Source organism: Cellulomonas pasadenensis, assembly GCF_047229365.1.
Classification (GTDB): domain Bacteria; phylum Actinomycetota; class Actinomycetes; order Actinomycetales; family Cellulomonadaceae; genus Cellulomonas.
Map to the genome: position 1 here is coordinate 14,144 of NZ_JBFTEP010000041.1, position 14,529 is coordinate 28,672.

14 protein-coding genes and 1 other RNA gene are annotated in these 14,529 nt (G+C 75.0%); 11 read left to right on the forward strand and 4 right to left on the reverse strand.

Annotated features, from left to right (window positions below; genetic code table 11):
* Nucleotides 1–26 precede the first annotated feature (26 nt).
* The 7 genes from AB6N23_RS08015 (at nucleotide 27) to AB6N23_RS08045 (ending at nucleotide 5,875) form a co-directional block, all read left to right on the forward strand.
* Nucleotides 27–383, forward strand: coding sequence for a hypothetical protein (locus AB6N23_RS08015; protein ID WP_412865573.1), 357 nt, complete (start codon nucleotides 27–29; stop codon nucleotides 381–383).
* Nucleotides 384–481: 98 nt separating this feature from the next.
* Entirely contained in the window at nucleotides 482–787 is a 306-nt protein-coding gene (locus AB6N23_RS08020; RefSeq protein ID WP_412865574.1) for a hypothetical protein, read from the forward strand.
* Between the two features lie 418 nt (nucleotides 788–1,205).
* Nucleotides 1,206–1,949 (forward strand): hypothetical protein, encoded by a 744-nt coding sequence (locus AB6N23_RS08025; RefSeq protein ID WP_412865575.1) that lies wholly within the window; start codon nucleotides 1,206–1,208, stop codon nucleotides 1,947–1,949.
* A gap of 192 nt (nucleotides 1,950–2,141) precedes the next feature.
* Complete coding sequence (locus tag AB6N23_RS08030; protein ID WP_412865576.1) at nucleotides 2,142–3,239, forward strand: M10 family metallopeptidase domain-containing protein; 1,098 nt, start codon at nucleotides 2,142–2,144, stop codon at nucleotides 3,237–3,239.
* A gap of 126 nt (nucleotides 3,240–3,365) precedes the next feature.
* Nucleotides 3,366–3,732, forward strand: a transfer-messenger RNA (tmRNA) gene (ssrA, locus tag AB6N23_RS08035).
* 124 nt (nucleotides 3,733–3,856) lie between these two features.
* Nucleotides 3,857–4,645 (forward strand): hypothetical protein, encoded by a 789-nt coding sequence (locus AB6N23_RS08040; protein ID WP_412865577.1) that lies wholly within the window; start codon nucleotides 3,857–3,859, stop codon nucleotides 4,643–4,645.
* A gap of 120 nt (nucleotides 4,646–4,765) precedes the next feature.
* Nucleotides 4,766–5,875 carry a right-handed parallel beta-helix repeat-containing protein gene (locus AB6N23_RS08045; protein WP_412865578.1) on the forward strand — a complete coding sequence of 370 codons (1,110 nt, stop codon included), beginning with the start codon at nucleotides 4,766–4,768 and terminating at the stop codon, nucleotides 5,873–5,875.
* A 25-nt stretch (nucleotides 5,876–5,900) separates the two neighbouring features.
* Here AB6N23_RS08045 and AB6N23_RS08050 read toward each other — a convergent pair whose 3' ends face one another.
* The 4 genes from AB6N23_RS08050 to AB6N23_RS08065 all read right to left on the reverse strand — a co-directional run bounded on the left by AB6N23_RS08050 (nucleotide 5,901) and on the right by AB6N23_RS08065 (nucleotide 9,058).
* Nucleotides 5,901–7,394, reverse strand: a complete 1,494-nt coding sequence (locus AB6N23_RS08050; RefSeq protein ID WP_412865579.1) for a cryptochrome/photolyase family protein — start codon at nucleotides 7,392–7,394, stop codon at nucleotides 5,901–5,903.
* 82 nt (nucleotides 7,395–7,476) lie between these two features.
* On the reverse strand, nucleotides 7,477–7,788 hold the full coding sequence (locus tag AB6N23_RS08055) for a hypothetical protein (RefSeq protein WP_412865580.1): 312 nt from the start codon (nucleotides 7,786–7,788) through the stop codon (nucleotides 7,477–7,479).
* Between the two features lie 7 nt (nucleotides 7,789–7,795).
* On the reverse strand, nucleotides 7,796–8,332 hold the full coding sequence (locus AB6N23_RS08060; RefSeq protein WP_412865581.1) for a hypothetical protein: 537 nt from the start codon (nucleotides 8,330–8,332) through the stop codon (nucleotides 7,796–7,798).
* 30 nt (nucleotides 8,333–8,362) lie between these two features.
* On the reverse strand, nucleotides 8,363–9,058 hold the full coding sequence (locus AB6N23_RS08065) for a TetR/AcrR family transcriptional regulator (RefSeq protein ID WP_412865582.1): 696 nt from the start codon (nucleotides 9,056–9,058) through the stop codon (nucleotides 8,363–8,365).
* A 155-nt stretch (nucleotides 9,059–9,213) separates the two neighbouring features.
* On the opposite strand from AB6N23_RS08065, the gene AB6N23_RS08070 reads away from it, so the two are divergent.
* The 4 genes from AB6N23_RS08070 to AB6N23_RS08085 form a co-directional block, all read left to right on the forward strand.
* Nucleotides 9,214–11,745 (forward strand): MMPL family transporter, encoded by a 2,532-nt coding sequence (locus AB6N23_RS08070; protein ID WP_412865583.1) that lies wholly within the window; start codon nucleotides 9,214–9,216, stop codon nucleotides 11,743–11,745.
* Nucleotides 11,746–11,884: 139 nt separating this feature from the next.
* Nucleotides 11,885–12,484: a nucleoside/nucleotide kinase family protein gene (locus AB6N23_RS08075; RefSeq protein ID WP_412865584.1), complete on the forward strand. Its 600-nt coding sequence runs from the start codon at nucleotides 11,885–11,887 to the stop codon at nucleotides 12,482–12,484.
* Nucleotides 12,485–12,765: 281 nt separating this feature from the next.
* Nucleotides 12,766–13,044, forward strand: a complete 279-nt coding sequence (locus AB6N23_RS08080; protein WP_412865585.1) for a biotin/lipoyl attachment domain-containing protein — start codon at nucleotides 12,766–12,768, stop codon at nucleotides 13,042–13,044.
* Nucleotides 13,045–13,219: 175 nt separating this feature from the next.
* Nucleotides 13,220–14,529, forward strand: a 1,310-nt coding sequence (locus AB6N23_RS08085) for a DEAD/DEAH box helicase (protein ID WP_412865586.1), incomplete at its 3' end; no start/stop codon positions are given.

Genomic DNA, 14,529 nt, shown 5'->3' on the forward strand with positions numbered 1-14,529 from the left:
CCGCAGCGCGGTGCGGCGTCGTCCTCGTGCTGGCGGCCACGGCGTCGGCGTGCGTCCGGGCCGGCGTCGACGCGGCGTCGCTGCCGGGCGAGTACGTCGCGGACGGGGACGGAGCGGTCGTGCTCGCCGCCGACGGCACGTTCACGGCCTCGGACGTCCCCGCGCTCGTGGTCGACGACGCCGGCGGCGGGCAGGTGGACCTGTCCGGGACGTGGGAGCCCCCCGACGGCTCCGGGCGGGACTTCGTGTACCTGACGATCGAGGACCTCAGCGGGACGACGTCCCGCGTGCGCGGCGTGCAGCTGTACGTGTCGGGGGACGCGGTCGTCTTCCACCCGGATCCCGACAGCACGGAGCGGTTCGTCTACGAGCGTGCGCGGTGACCGCCGACCGGGGGCACAGGAGGACGGCAGGCCCGCGCGCGTGGGCACGTCCCGCACAGGTCCCGGAAGGGTCGGGCGTCGGGCGCCAGATCGCGTCGATGCGGGAGCTCGTCGGCGGCGTCCTGGACGGACCGGACTTCGCGCGGACGTGGTTCGCGGCGCGTCGTCGCGCGCTGCACGACGGTGAGCGCGTCCGCGGGCCGTTGGAGCGCGTGCTCGAGGACGTGTTCTTCCTGCTCGAGGACGGCTATGTGATCGACCCGGCGCTGCGGGGACCGGACGACGTGACGGACGAGGCCCTCGTCGCGCACGTGCGGGTGGCGCTCGGCCGGCTGTCGGCGCTGGACCGGCCGTCCGGGCTCTCCCTGCAGGAGCGGTGGGGCCGGAGCGCGGGTCGCCGGTGACCCCGCGCTGCGAGAGGCCGAACACCTGAGCGACGCGCGGCTGGTCGATCGCGTCCGCGTCGAGCCGGACCGGCTCTGCCGACTCGACGGGAGGCGCTCGACGCCGTAGGGGTGGACGCCGTCGGCGCGCTCGCTCCGCCCTGCTACGCGAGGGCGCCCCTGGCGGACCTGACCGCGCTCGTCCGGCCGGACGCCGCGCCGCGCCGCGACGTGCGCAGAGGACCGCCTTCCGACGCGCGACCGGGGACGCTACCCTCGGCGCGCCGCCGGGTCCGCTGGTGCGCCGACCGGGACGCCGGGTGGAAGCCGATGGAGGAGGTCAGATGGGGTCCCTCGTGCCGTACCGCCGGCCGGGCCGCCCGGCGACGACCACGTCCGACCATGTCCCCGGCGACGCCGTGCCGGTCGAGGTCGGACGATGAGCGGCAGCCCGGTGCTGTTCGACGACGCCTTCGCCCCGATCACGTCCCACCTCGGTTTCCTGCGTGCTCCGCTCGACGTCGTGGCGCCCGCGTTGACGTCGTGGCGCCGGGAGATCCACGGCGTCGCCCAGCTCGAGCACCTCCCGGGAGGCCTGCGGGACCACATGCCCCACCTGGAGCCGCTGACGTCCGGCGTGCGTCCTCGCGAGCTCGTCGTCGCCACGGCGAACCCGGAGTGGACCGCCGTCGTCGACTGCGGTTTCCCCCACGGTGATCCCGTGTCCACGGTCGGTCACCTCGCTCGTGCCGTCGCGGTCGAGGGCGTCGTGGTGACGTCGGTCCCCGCCTCCCACGGAGCGGGGGGCCGCACTGCGAGGAGGGGCGCCCGTCAGCTCCAGCTGTTCGCGCCGACCGCGACCGAGTTCCTCAACTACGTCCGCTCGGTCTCGGTGGTGCAGTACGAGGGGCGGTGGCGGTTCGACGCGAACGGCGAGGTCCAGGAGTTCGAGGACCGGCAGGCGTACGAGCGGCGCAAGGTCGGCGAGCGCTTCACCTCGTCGATGCTGGTCGGCTACGCCGCCGCCTTGGGCCTGAGGCCGTTCGACGACGACTTCTACCCGGGGCCCGGCGTGCTCGTCCGCAGCCCGGCTCCCTCCCGTCCCGGTCTGCTCGTCCTCTCGCTCCGGGAGGCGCGGCAGCGGGCGGGGATCGTCCCGGCCGACAGCCCCGTCGAGCCGTGAACGCCGCCGCCGCATCGTCCGGCGGGACCGGGTCGCGGCACCGGCACCGGACAGGCGGCGTCCACTCGCGGGCTGCCGTGGCCGGTCCGGTCCGGTCCGGTGTGCGCCGAGCTGCGTCGGCGCGACGACCCGTCGCACCGCTGCCGGTCCTCACGGCTCAAGCGTGCCGCCGCGAGGGACGATGATGTCGTCATGAGCGAGCCCGGCGACGACCTGCCCCGCTCGCCCTCCGGCCGCGTCCCCCGGTGGGTCCGCGACGAGGCGGCGCGGCGCGGCGCGGCGCCCCGGACGTGGGAGCCGGAGGACCCGCCGGCGTGGCGGGGGACCGACGCGCCCCTCGTGCCCGGGACGACGTCGCGGCCGCCGGCGCCGCCGGTGACCGGTCCGCTCGGCGGTGTCGTGCCCGACGTCCCGTACCGGCCGCCGGCGCGTCCCGCCCAGCAGCCGTGGCCGGCGCAGCGGCGCGCGCCGCGCAACCGTCGCCTCGTGCCGTTCCTCGTGGCGCTGCTGCTCGCGGCGCCGTTCACGCTGCAGGTGTGGCGCTGGGTGGACGCCCACCCGGACCTCGCGTCGATCGGGGAGTCGCTGCTCGCCTCGCCCGACGAGCTGCGGGCGCAGGCCGGCCCGCCGCCCGGGCTGGGCGAGGCGGGCTCGCCGATCGGGGCGCCGCCCGCCGTCGACCCCCTCGGCGGTGCGTACGCGTTCAGCGAGACGCAGACCGTGGCCGGCGAGCAGGTGCCGGTCGCGTGGTCGCCGTGCCGGCCGATCCGCTACGTCGTCACCGGCGCGCCCGAGGGCTTCGCGGCGTCGGTGGCGGGCGTCCTCGCGGAGGTCACGGCCGCCACCGGGCTGGTGTTCGTCGACGGCGGCGCGACGGACGAGCCGGTGACGAGCGAGCGCGACGCGTACCAGCCGGACCGGTACGGGGAGCGGTGGGCACCCGTGCTGCTGGGCTTCGCCGACGAGACGAGCGAGCCGGTGCTCGCCGGCGACGTCGCCGGCGTGGGCGGACCCGCGTGGGTGTCCGGTGACGACGGCGTCCGCGTCTACGTGAGCGGGGCGGTCGTCCTCGACGCCGAGACGCTCGCGGACCCGTCGCTGCCCGACGGCACGCCGTCGTGGCTCTCCACGCTGCGGCACGAGGTCGCGCACGTGGTCGGTCTCGACCACGTCGACGACCCCTCGCAGCTGATGAACCCCGAGATGTCGGCCGCCGTCACGACCTTCCAGGCGGGCGACCGCGCCGGCCTCGCGGCCCTCGGCCGGGGCGTCTGCGCGCCCGATCTCTGACGGGGGGACGGGCGCGTGACCTGCGGGGAATGCCGGGGACACGTCCCGCGTTGTGCCGTACGCTGGACCACGTCGGACCGGGCCTCTGGGGGCGCGGGACGGCGGTTGACAAGTGAACACACCCCTGGGGGTGATCGGTTTCGACGGTGGTCGTCTTTCCAGGAGAAGCGGGTCGAGGATGCACGGTTATCTCGTAAACGCTCCGTGCGACTCATAGGTGCCGATACTCAGCGCACCGACTTCGCCCTCGCCGCCTGAGCGAGCCTCGAAGTCCGTCAGCCTAAGCATGCTCTCGGCTTAGTCACTGGCGTCATCTAGAGAGCCACTGCTGTCCGTCCTCGTCGGTGGGGCGGGCGGGACTTCTAGCCGACTGGGCCCGTCCACGTCTCGTCCGCGTGATCGTGGGGGCCGAGAAACTCTGTAGCGGACTGCACCCGGAGAAGACCTGGTTCCACGTCATCGGACGCGGGTTCGATTCCCGCCACCTCCACTCCCAGCCCACGCTGCACGTCAGCGCGGACACGAAGGCCGTCGCCCCTCCGGGGGCGGCGGCCTTCGTGCTGCCCCGTGCCGTCGGTACGGTGCACCCGTCCGTCCCCGCAGGCCGAAGGAGTCCCGTGCCGTACCTCGCGCCCGGTCAGCGCGCCACCGACCTGTCCGACCTCACCCGCTTGCTGCGCCGGTGGGTGCAGGAGACCTCCGAGGCCACCGTGTCCGGCGGCACCTCGACGCATCCCGCCTACCTCACTGCGCTGGTCGGGGGAGTCGAGTGCGTGCTGGCCGGCGACACGACCCGTGCGGGCGTCGCCGCGTTCCTCGAGCGGATGGACCGGCGCACGAGCCTGTGGGTCGTGCCCAGCCGCACCGGGCGGCCGTGCCGGGTCGCGTTCGGGGAGCCGGCCGAGGTGCTCGACGGGTTCTTCCTCTACACCGAGCAGCCGTACTGGTCGCCGCGGTTGCTCGACGCGCCGCAGCTGGTGGGCGTCCGGCTGCTGCAGGCCGTGGCGGCGCTGCACCGGCGCGGGTCGCAGCACGTGCGCGTGTCGCCGGGCATGAGCCCGTCGGGCGTGTACTGGCGCGTGACGCTGTCGGCCGCGCCGGGCTCGGTCGGCGACGAGAAGCCGTCCCAGCTCAGCTGGTCCAGCGGCTCCGGCGCGGACGTCGTCGGTGTCGACGTCACGGCCGCCACCACGCCCGACGCCCTGGCCGACGCCCTCGTCGCCGCCGTGCCGGCGTTCGGGCGACCGTGGCGCGACTGGACGTACACCGGCTGGTACGCCGAGCTGCTCGCGCTCGTCGAGCGCGAGGGCCGGCTGCCCGTGTCGTTCGCGGACTGGTTCGACAAGGCGCCCGGGTGGGAGATCGGCTGGGGGAGCGGGGTGCGCTTCCCGCCGCCGCCGGTCTGACGACCGCTGGGAGGCGTTCACCCGGGCGAAATGGCGGACGGGCATGGAGCGGGCGCCACGGGCGCGCGCACGCTGGTCCCGCCGCCGGCGACGTCGCCGGCGCGACACCAGGGGGCTCTCATGCACGTCTCGTCCGTCCTGCCCGGCGCCGCGGTCGGTGCTGCTGCCGTCGCCGTCCTCGTCCTCGCCGCCGCGCCGGCGCACGCGGCGGCACCCGGCTCGGTGCCGGTCCCGGGGTGCGGCGTGGTGCTCACCTCCGACGCGCACCTCGCCGACGACCTCACCTGCCCGTCCGGCGACGGTCTGCACCTCGGACCCGGCGTCACGCTCGACCTGCGGGGGCACGTGCTGCGTGGTGCCGGCGGGACGGGTGTCACGGTCGCCGAGGAGGGCGACATGCGTGTCGTCGGCGGCACGATCAGCGGCTGGGGCCGCGGCATCTTCACCGGCAGCGCAGAGGAGTACGGCGAGGTCGCTGGGGCGCTGACGGTCGAGCGGGTCACGCTGCGCGGCAACCGCTCGGCCGTCGTCGGCAGCCCCGACTACGCGGGGTCCTCCAAGGACCTGCTGGTCGACCGCTCGACCCTGGTGGGCAACCGCTACGGCTTCTACAGCCTCGGGGCGACCGCGACCTTCCGGCGCACGACGTTCTCCGCCAACGGCACCGGCGTCGAGGTCGGTCCCAGCCGGGTCGTGCTCGAGGACTCCCGCGTGCAGGGCAACGACGTGGGTCTCGCCTGCGACCGGTCGTCCTGCACGCTGGCGGGCACGACGCTCGTCGCCAACGGCGTTGCCCTGCGCGGCAGCTGGATGACGGACCTGCGGGTCGACGACAGCACCTTCCTGGGGAATGACGTGGGCATCGACGCCACCGACGAGCACGTCTGGACGCGGGTCGACGCCAGCCGCTTCACCGACAACGGCACGGCGGTCGTGGCCAGCACCCAGATGGCGGTCCACGGCAGCACGTTCCGGCGCAACGACGTCGGGTTCACCACGGAGGACGGCGAGTACTGGCAGGCCGACGGCTACAGCGTCCTCGCCGACAACCGGTTCCTCGACGGCGGCGACGGCGTCGTCACCGACGAGGAGATCGACCTGCGCGGCAACTCGGCCGTGGGCAACCGCGGCTGGGGCATCCACGCGCTGCACGCGGTCGACCTGGGCGGCAACACCGCGCGCGGCAACGGCAACGAGCCACAGTGCGTGGGGGTCGTCTGCGGTCCGTGACCCAGGGCGGCGCCGTCGGGTCCCGTCACGGCGGCGACGCGCCCCGCTGCTGCTCCTGCTCGACGAGCGCCTCGCGGTCGCGCAGCCGGGCCAGGCCGGCGAGCGGCTGGGCCATGCGGCGGTTCGGTGCGAGGCGCTCGCGGTTGCGGTCGAGGAACCACCAGTAGCCGGCGCTGTACGGGCAGGCGTCCTCGCCGACGCGGACGTCGGGCCGGTAGCGGCAGCCGCCGCAGTAGTCCGACATCCGGTTGATGTAGGCGCCGCCCGACGCGTACGGCTTGGTCGCCATGAAGCCGCCGTCGGCGTGCTGGCTCATGCCGACGACGTTGGGCGCCATGACCCACTCGTAGCCGTCGACGAAGCACTCGTGGAACCAGTCGGTGAGCTCGGCGGGGTCGTACCCGCGCTGCAGGGCCCAGTTGCCGAGCACCATGAGGCGGGGGATGTGGTGCACCCACGCCATGTCGCGCACCTGCCCGAGGACGTCGGACAGGCAGCGTGCCTCGACGGCGTCGGCGTCGAGGTCGCGGAACCAGTCGGGCAGCGGGGCGTGCGCCGCGAGGGCGTTGGACCGCTTGTAGTCGGGGCCCGTGCGCCAGTAGACGTGCCACACGTAGTCGCGCCAGCCCATGAGCTGGCGGACGTAGCCCTCGACGCTCGCGATCGGCGCACGGCCGGCGCGGTACTCGTCCTCGGCGCGGTCGACCGCCTCGCGCGGGTCGACCAGCCCGAGGTTCATCGCCGCGGACAGCACCGAGTGGGAGAGCCACGGGTCGGCGGCGAGCATCGCGTCCTCGTAGCGGCCGAACGTCGGCAGGCGGTGCTCGACGAAGGTGTCGAGCGCCGCCTCTGCCTCGGCGCGCGTCGCGGCGAAGCGCCGCGGGCCGTCGCGGCCGACGAACGACACGTCCCCGTCGGCCTCCCACCGGTCGAGGTCGCGGCGGACCTCGGCGTCGATCTCGTCCTCCTCCGGCAGCCACGGCGGCGGGACGTCGAGCCGGTCGGTGCGCGGCGGAGGCTCGCGGTTCTCGTGGTCGAAGTTCCACCGGCCGCCCGCGGGCTCCGTGCCGTCCATGAGGACGCCGTGCACGTGCCGCGCGGTCCGGTAGAAGTTCTCCATCAGCAGCCCGCCGCGCTGGTGGCCGGCCCAGCGCTCGAAGTCGGGCCGCGCCGTGACGAAGCCCCGGTGGGGCAGCACCTCCAGCCCCGGCTGCCGCTCGACGAAGGTCAGCGCGCCGCGCGACGTCGGGGCGCAGACGTCGAGCGGCTCGCGCACCCGGGCCAGCGCCTCGCCGTACGTGTCCGCACGGACGACGACGGCCTGGTCGCCCAGCTCGGCGGCACGGTGCCGCAGCGCGGACAGCACGAGGTGCGCCTTCTGGCGGTGGAAGCGGCGGCGACGGAACACCGCGCGTGACTCCACGAGCAGCACGGGCTGCTCCGGGTGGTCGAGGAAGTGCGGCCCGAGCTGGTCGGCGAACAGCCACCGGCGGCGCAGGGCGGTCGGTGCGGCGGTCACCGGACCATCCTGGGTGCCGGACGAGGACGACGCCCGGTCAGACGATGGGGCTGCCGACACGGGACCGCGACCGACGCCCGGGTCAGTCGTCGGACTCGTGGGCGATGCCCTGGAAGGTGGCGTCGACGGTGAAGGTGAGATCTTCCCACCGCTTGTACTCGCCGCCGAGGTGCAGGCCGAGCGACTTCTCGAGGTGTGCACCGACGTCGAGGCTTACGGACGCCGAGCGCTGCCCCTTCATGCCGAAGTGGAACGTGTCGCCGTTCGCGGCTTCACGTGCAAGGCGGAACACGGGATCTGCGGTCGGCCAGATGAGGTCCCGCGGTTGATGTGGTGGGCGTCGGCCCGCACCGGTGATCCGGATGGACAGGTCACCCTTGTCGTCCTTGGTCATCCCGAGCTCAGCGGTGACGTCGTCCGGAGTCGGGGCCTTCCCCCCCGAGCCGTCCGCGCGCCCGCTTGCCCACGCTGCCCTGCCACGCGATCGTCACGTCTCGCGCACCGAGCGACAGCAGGTAGCGCGCCATCTCGATCGAGCGTTCGTGCAGGATTTCGCGGTGGAAGGCGGCGTACGGGAGGTAGTCCCGACGACGCAGGGGGTGGCGGGCGTAGACCTGGTTCACGACGGGCCCGCCCGCCGGGAAGTAGAGGCCGCCCGTGCCGACCAGTCTCTGCGCGTCGCCAAACCCGACCAGGAGGACCTCCGGGCTGTCCTTCCTGCGCCGCGGTGGTGCGGCGACCACGGCCGTCGTCGCCGCGGGGACGTTCCAGAAGCTGATCGTGGCGGCGCTGACGGTCGTCTTCCTCCAGCCTCGTGCCGCGGGAGTGAACCGATCGACGTCGGGCACGATCGCGAGGACCTCACCGAGGTCGTCGCCGGGCGCGACCAACCCGTCGTCGCCGTGCCGCTTCGTGGCAGGCGCGCTGCCTTCTGTCACGATCCCTCCCGGTGTCGGCGTGCGGACAAGTTAGCGCCCCTGCTCGGAGGTTCGGTGTCGACGCGAGGACGAGTCGACGCCGCGCAACGCCCAGGACTGCGAAAGCTCAGCCGTCGCCTCGGGCGAGGCCGGGACATCGAGCGTCGCGCCTGCGGAGGTGAGCCCGTCGACGAGCAGCTGCAGGTACCGGCGGTACGTCTCGGGGTGGTCGGGCGTGTGCCGGGCCACCTCGGTGACCATCCAGAACACCACCACGAGATCGTGGATACCCACGCCGTCGCGCAGGTCGCCCTCTGCCGCAGCGCGCCCGAGGAGGTCCGTGATGGCGTCGCCGATGACGGGGCCCGGCTCCGGCAGCGTGCTCTCGTCGAACGTCAGGGCGATGTCGCGCAGGCCGAGGTTCGCGGCGAGGAGGGCGACGATGCGGTCGAGCAGGAGCACGAGGCCGTCGCGTGCGCGCGTCGTGGCGCGCGCGTCCTCGGCGACCCGCAGCAGCTCGCGGGCGGGCTCCTGCAGCGCGGCGCGGACCAGCTCGTCCTTGTCGGCGAAGCGGTTGTACACGGTCCCGACGCCGACGCCGGCGCGGTGCGCGATCTCGTTGAAGCCGACGGCCAGCCCACGCTCGGCGTACAGGGCCCGGGCGGCCTCGACGATCCGCTCCCGGTTGCGCTGCGCGTCGCGGCGCAGGCCCCGCTCGGCGGCCCCCGCCGCGCCGTCGTCCGTCATGCGCGGCAGGCTACCCCTGATAGGTGCGATCAACTTCACGCGCTCCGGCCGGTGGAAGCGGATGCCGGGCATCAAGTTCGTGACCTAGCATCCCGGTGACCGCCATCGGCCTCGCAGCGCCGCGGTGCCCCCACACGACCCGCAGGAGACCTCGCATGGCAGGACTGCTCTACCGGCTCGGCCGGTCCTCGGCACGGCACCCGTGGCGCGTCGTCGCGGCGTGGCTCGTCGCGCTCCTCGTGGCCGGCGCCGCGTACCTGGGGTTCGGCGGCACGCTGGTGTCGACCGTCAGCATCCCCGGGACCGCCACCGACCGGCTCACCCAGCGGCTCCAGGAGGAGCTGCCGGGCACCAGCGGCGGCACCGGCACCGTCGTCTTCTCCACGGCGGACGGCGAGGCCTTCGACGACGACCAGCGGACGGGCGTCGCGGACGCGGTCGCCGCCGCGACGGAGGTCGAGGGCGTCGAGACGGCCGTCGACCCGTTCGCCACCGAGGCGCAGCGCGAGGAGCAGGCGCAGCAGCTGGCCGCCGGTGCGGAGCAGCTCGAGCAGGGCCGCGCCGAGCTCGAGGCCGGCCAGGAGCGCATCGACGCCGGGCGTGCCGAGCTCGAGGCCGGGCAGGCCCAGCTCGACGCCGCCCGCGCGCAGCTCGACGCGAGCGCCGCGCAGGGTGTGCCCGAGCTGGCGCTCGTCGCCGGCCGCGCCCAGCTCGACGCCCAGCAGGCGCAGCTCGACGCGGGTCTCGCCCAGCTCGAGGCCGGCCAGGCGGAGCTCGACGCCGGCCGGGAGGAGCTCGAGGCGCAGGCGCCGCAGCTCGAGAGCGGGCAGGCGCTGCTCGACATGGCCGCCGAGGTGCGGCAGGTCTCCGAGGACGGGTCCGCGGCGCTCGCCACGGTCGTGTTCGAGGACCCGCAGTTCGACGTCACCCCGGAGACGAAGGACGCGGTCATCGCCGCCGTCGAGGACGCCGCGCCCGAGGGCGTCGAGGTCGCGTTCTCCAACGAGATGGCGTCGGGCGTGCCCGCGCTCGGCGGCGCGTCGGAGGCCGTGGGGGTCGCCGTGGCCGTCGTCGTCCTGCTCGTCATGCTGGGCTCGGTCGTCGCGGCCGGGCTGCCGCTGCTCAACGCGCTCCTGGGCGTGGGCGTCGCCGCCCTCGGCACGCTCGCGTTCTCGAGCGTCGTCGAGATGTCGTCCGTGACGCCCGTCCTCGGGCTCATGCTCGGGCTCGCGGTCGGCATCGACTACTCGCTCTTCCTGCTCAACCGGCACCGTCAGCAGCTGCGGCGCGGCATGCCCGTCGCCGAGTCCATCGGGCTCGCCACGGGGACCTCCGGCAACGCGGTCGTGTTCGCCGGCAGCACCGTGCTCATCGCGCTGCTCGCCCTCAACGTCACCGGCATCCCGTTCCTCGGGCTCATGGGCACCGCCGCCGCGGCCAGCGTGGCCGTCGCTGTGCTGCTCGCCGTGACGCTGACGCCGGCGCTGCTGAGCCTCGCCGGACCGCGCGTCCTGCCGCGGCGCCTGCGCGCCGCCACGGCCCCGGAGCAGCACCCCGTCGTGCGGCCGATGTCGACGCCGCGCGCCGTGCTGTCCCTGCTGCTCGGCGTCGCGGTCCTGCTCGTCGCCGCGCTGCCGGCGGCGTCCATGCGGCTCGGTCTGCCGGACGGGTCGCAGGAGGCCACCGACACGACGCAGTACAGCGCCTACATGACGACCGCCGAGGAGTTCGGCGAGGGGGCGAACGGCCCGCTGCTCGTCGTCGCGGACGTGCCGGCCGGCGTCGCGGAGGACGAGCTGCCGGGCGTCCAGGCCGACCTGGGTGCGGCGCTCATGGCCGAGGACGACGTCCGCGCGGTCGCGCCGATCGGCACGAACGAGGACCGCACGGTGCTCGCGTTCCAGGTGCTGCCCGAGGGCGGCCCCAACGACGCGTCCACCGAGGAGCTCGTACACACGGTCCGCGACATGACCGTCGACGAGCCCGAGGCGACGTTCTCGGTCGCCGGCGTCGCGAGCGCGAACATCGACATCTCCGAGAAGCTCAGCGACGCCCTGCCGGGCTACCTCGCGCTGGTCGTCGGCCTGTCGCTGCTCATCCTCGTCATGGTGTTCCGCTCGATCCTCGTGCCGGTGGTCGCGACCCTCGGGTTCGTGCTGTCGCTGCTCGCGACGTTCGGCGCCGTCACGGCCGTGTTCCAGTGGGGCTGGCTGGGCGACCTGTTCGGCGTGCACGACCCGGGCCCGGTGCTGAGCTTCCTGCCGACGATCGTCATCGGCATCCTGTTCGGCCTGGCGATGGACTACCAGCTGTTCCTCACGTCCGGCGTGCGTGAGGCGTACGCGCACGGTGCGACGGCGCGGCAGGCGGTCGCCGAGGGCGTGCGCGCCGGCCGGGCGGTCGTCACCGCGGCGGCGATCATCATGGTGTCCGTCTTCGCGGGCTTCGTGTTCTCGCACATCGCCGTCATCCGGCCCATGGGCTTCGCGCTCGCGTTCGGCGTGCTCGTCGACGCCTTCGTCGTGCGGATGACGCTCGTGCCGGCGTTCCTGCACCTGGTGGGCGAGAAGGCGTGGTGGCTGCCGCGCTGGCTCGACCGCGTGCTCCCGGACGTCGACGTCGAGGGGGCGAAGCTCGAGCGGGACCACCCCGTGGCGTCCGAGCCCGTCGGCACCCCGGCGGCGTGAGCACGGCCTGAGCGGCGGCCGCGCGCGGGGCTCGTCCTCGCGCGCGGCCGTCGTCACCGGCGAGCCAGCCGGGGACCAGCTCGGCCCGCTCGCGCCGTCGGCCGCCGCGTGGTGACCTGCGTCCGTGCAGGTGCGCCCGGTGACCCCGTCCGTGCTCGTCGACCACCTGGTCGACCGGGTGCTCGCCGGCGACGGTCGGCAGCGGGTGCTGGTCGACGGCGCCGCGCCGCTGGGTGCGGCTGACCTCGCGGACGCGCTGGTGGAGCCGCTGCGCGCCGCGGGCCGCGCCGTGGTGCGCGTGCACGCCGACGACTTCCTGCGGCCCGCGTCGCTGCGGTACGAGCACGGGCGTGAGGACCCCGACGCCTACCTCGAGGACCGCCTCGACGCCGGCGCGCTGGGGCGCGAGGTGCTGGATCCCTTCGCCGCCGAGGGCCGGTACCTGCCGGCGCTGTGGGACGCCGACCGCGACCGCGCCACCCGCGCCCCGTACGCGACCGCGGCCGGCCCGGCGGTGCTCGTGCTCGACGGGGAGCTGCTCCTCGGCCGCTGGTTCGACGCGGAGCTGACGGTGCACCTCACGGCGCGGCCGGCCACCCTCGCGCGCCGCCTCGGGCACGCGCGCGCGTGGCAGCTGCCCGCGTTCGCCCGTTACGAGGACGAGGTGGCGCCGCAGGACGTCGCCGACGTCGTGGTGCGCGTCGACGACCCGCGGCACCCGGCGCTCGTCGTCCGCTGACGCGCCCGCTCGCGGCGTGTCGCACGCGTGCAGCGGCGTGTCGGGCGGGGCGCGGAGATCGTCCGGCGGGCGTACGCACGGTGGGCGCACACCGTGCGCACGCCGTCGGGAAGGAGTGGGGTCCGGCGCCGACACGCCTGCGTGCCGGCGCGTGCCGGCATCGCTCCGCTGCGGTGCCGACGCCGCCGCGCCACCTCGGAGGCCCGCCGGTGGCCGCTCGGCGCGCGCGACGTGGTCGGCCGCCCGGTCGGTGCAGGGCGGCCGACGACGTGACGCGGCGCGTGGCGACGTCGTCGGGCCGGGGCGGCCGACGTCACGACGGGCGCGGGCGCGGCCTCGACCTCCGCGAGCTCGCGGTCGAGCGCCGCCAGCTGCTCGGCCTCGGACGCCCGCTCGTCCGCGGGGTGCTGGCGCCCGCGGCGGGTCGCGTGCGCGAGGTCGCGGCGTCGCTCGGTGCGCAGGTGGAGCCGGGCAGCGTGCTCGTCGTGCTGGAGGACGTGGGCACGGGCGCGGGGGAGGAGGACGGCGACGCCGGCGACCTCGACGAGGACGCCGCATGAGGCGCACCGGACGGCCGTCCAGCCCGGTGTGAGCGAGTCGTCAGCGGCGCCGGGGCGGTGATAGGGCACACTGGACCCGGCGCCGCCCCGGCCGAAGTCCTCGGGAGCGCGCCCGCGTCCCGGCCTCGTGGTGCTGGCGGACGCCCCCACGAACCGCCGCGAAAGGCGACCCACTGTGCCCAGCTTCTCCTCCCTCGGCCTGCCCGAGGTCCTCTCCCGCTCCCTCGCCGCCCGCGGCGTGACGGAGCCGTTCCCCATCCAGGCGGCGACGCTGCCCGACACGCTCGCCGGCCGCGACGTCCTCGGCCGCGGCCGCACGGGCTCCGGCAAGACGCTCGCGTTCAGCCTGCCGCTCGTCGCGCGGCTCGCCGGCCTCGTGCCCGGCACGACCGCCGTGCGCCGCGCCCCGTCGCGCCCGACCGGTCTCGTCCTCGCGCCGACCCGCGAGCTCGCGTCGCAGATCGCCGCGACGCTCGAGCCGCTCGCGAAGGCCGCCGGCCTCACGGTCACGACGATCTTCGGCGGCGTGTCGCAGCGTCCGCAGGAGTCGGCCCTCAAGGGCTGCGTCGACATCGTCGTCGCGTGCCCCGGCCGCCTCGAGGACCTCATGGGCCAGCGGATCATCTCGCTCGCCGACGTCCGCATCACCGTGCTCGACGAGGCCGACCACATGGCCGACCTCGGCTTCCTGCCGGGCGTGCGCCGCATCATGTCGGCGACGCCGGCCAACGGCCAGCGCATGCTGTTCTCCGCGACGCTGGACAACGGCGTCGACAAGATCGTCGCCGCGTTCCTCAAGGACCCGCTGCGCCACTCGGTCGACTCGGCCTCGTCGCCCGTCAGCACCATGACGCACCACGTGTTCACGGTCGACGGCGCGGACACCAAGAAGGACGTCATCCGGCACCTCGCGTCCGGCACCGGGCGCCGCGTGCTCTTCATGCGCACCAAGCACCAGGCCAAGAAGCTCGCCAAGCAGCTGACGGCGACCGGCGTGCCGGCCGTCGACCTGCACGGCAACCTCAGCCAGGGCGCGCGCGAGCGCAACCTCGAGGCGTTCTCGTCCGGCGAGGTGCGTGTGCTCGTCGCGACCGACATCGCGGCGCGCGGCATCCACGTGGACGACGTCGAGCTCGTCGTGCACGTCGACCCGCCGGCCGAGCACAAGGCGTACCTGCACCGCTCCGGCCGCACCGCGCGCGCCGGGTCGGGCGGCACGGTCGCCACGCTCGTGCTCCCGGAGCAGCAGGCCGAGGTCCGTGCGATGACGCGGCAGGCGGGCATCACCGTCACGCCGCGGCCCGTGCGCGCCGGCGACCCGGTGCTCGTGCAGCTCGTCGGCGGGCCGATGGCGCCCGTCGTGGCGACGGAGGTCCCCGAGCCGGGCCGCACGAACGGCGGCGGCCGTGCGAAGGCGCAGCCGCAGGGCCGGTCGGGCGGGCGCCCGTCGGGCGGCGGCCAGGGCGGCGGCGGTCAGGCCGGCGG

Bases quoted from the DNA above. Each gene is read 5' to 3' on its own strand.
- AB6N23_RS08020 (WP_412865574.1), top strand. From the start codon at position 482: ATGCGGGAGCTCGTCGGCGGCGTCCTGGACGGACCGGACTTCGCGCGG.
- AB6N23_RS08025 (WP_412865575.1), top strand. From the start codon at position 1,206: ATGAGCGGCAGCCCGGTGCTGTTCGACGACGCCTTCGCCCCGATCACG.
- AB6N23_RS08030 (WP_412865576.1), top strand. From the start codon at position 2,142: ATGAGCGAGCCCGGCGACGACCTGCCCCGCTCGCCCTCCGGCCGCGTC.
- AB6N23_RS08045 (WP_412865578.1), top strand. From the start codon at position 4,766: ATGCACGTCTCGTCCGTCCTGCCCGGCGCCGCGGTCGGTGCTGCTGCC.
- AB6N23_RS08055 (WP_412865580.1), bottom strand. From the start codon at position 7,788: ATGACCAAGGACGACAAGGGTGACCTGTCCATCCGGATCACCGGTGCG.
- AB6N23_RS08065 (WP_412865582.1), bottom strand. From the start codon at position 9,058: ATGACGGACGACGGCGCGGCGGGGGCCGCCGAGCGGGGCCTGCGCCGC.
- AB6N23_RS08070 (WP_412865583.1), top strand. From the start codon at position 9,214: ATGGCAGGACTGCTCTACCGGCTCGGCCGGTCCTCGGCACGGCACCCG.